The sequence below is a fragment of the bacterium genome (genome assembly GCA_030654305.1).
GTDB lineage: Bacteria > Krumholzibacteriota > Krumholzibacteriia > LZORAL124-64-63 > LZORAL124-64-63 > PNOJ01.
The window spans coordinates 1-1177 of sequence record JAURXS010000473.1 but is presented as its reverse complement, the minus strand read 5'-3'; the positions used below and the strand labels follow the sequence as shown (position 1 = coordinate 1177).

Sequence of the window (1177 nt, the reverse complement as noted above, 5' to 3'; positions counted from 1 at the left end):
ATCCCCGATCCCGCAGCTCGGCGAACGCGCCTTCAGCACCGCCCCGGCGATCCCCTGCTCCAGCAAGTCCGCGACCCGCCCGCGCGCCCAGGCGTCCATCCGCGCGGTCCAGTCCGCTCCGGTCTCCGCGCCGACCATCCGCGGTGCCTCCGGCGCGCCCAGCAGGTCCACCGCCTCGCGTGGCACCGACATCCCGACCTCGACCTCGGGACAGACCGCCACCAGCTCTGCCCGCGCCGCCAGCAACTTCCGCACCGCCGCGCACGGTTTCGACTTCCCATCGTACCGCACCGCTTCCCCGAGCAGGCACCGGCTCACCGCGATTTTCATACGTGATTGCGGAGCATGAGCTCGCGGGGATGCGGGTTCAGGTAGGACTGGTCGCGGATGTAGGCGATGTCGTGCAGCTCCACGTAGTGCTTCACCAGGGTCATCGGGACGACCAGCGGCACCAGCCCCGCGCGGTGGTCGTCGATGACCGCGGTCACGCGCCGCCGTTCCTCGTCGGAGACGTGCCCGCGCAGGTAGCCGACGATGTGCAGCAACGCATTGCCGTGGCGGCTGGGGGTGGCGTGGACGGCCAGGGCCGCCGTGAAACCGGCGAGGTAGAGGTCGCGGAAGGCGGCCGGGGTGTGGTCCTTGACCGCGGCCACCAGCCGGCCCAGCTCGCGGTAGTGCTGCGGGCTGTGGGCCATCAGCAGGTACTTCTCGCGGCTGTGGAAGGCGACGGCGTCGCCGCGCGTCCACTTGCCCAGGAAGAGCCGCGTCGCGCGGTGGTAGGCGAAGACCCGCTCGATGAAGTTCTCGCGCAGCTTCGCGTCGTGGAGCCGGCCCTCCTCCTCCAGGGGGAGCAGGGGGTAGGCCCGCGCGAAGGCGTCGGCGAAGAGGCCGCGCCCGCTGCGCTCGGGCATGCCGCCGGGGTTGCGGACCTTGACGCGCCAGGCGCCGCAGCTCGGCGAGTCCTTCTTGAAGACGAAGCCGCAGAGGTCCTCGCCGCCCAGCTCCTTCACCCGCGACCGCGACCAGCGGCGCATGCGCTCGGTCCAGTCCTCGCCGCTGCGGCTGCCGACCATGCGCGGCGCCGCGGCGTCGCCCGTCAGGTGGACCGACTCGCGGGGGATGCCCATGCCGACCTCGGCCTCCGGGCAGACCGGCACCAGCTCCAGCCAGCGGCCCA

2 protein-coding genes are annotated in these 1177 nt (G+C 72.5%); both read right to left on the bottom strand.

Annotation, left to right across the window (positions count from 1 at the left end; genetic code table 11):
- Window positions 1-330 (bottom strand): DUF523 domain-containing protein (locus Q7W29_13500; protein MDO9172836.1); only part of this gene is annotated, 330 nt, incomplete at its 3' end.
- Window positions 327-1177 (bottom strand): DUF523 and DUF1722 domain-containing protein (locus tag Q7W29_13495; protein ID MDO9172835.1); only part of this gene is annotated, 851 nt, incomplete at its 5' end. The genes Q7W29_13500 and Q7W29_13495, both read right to left, overlap by 4 nt.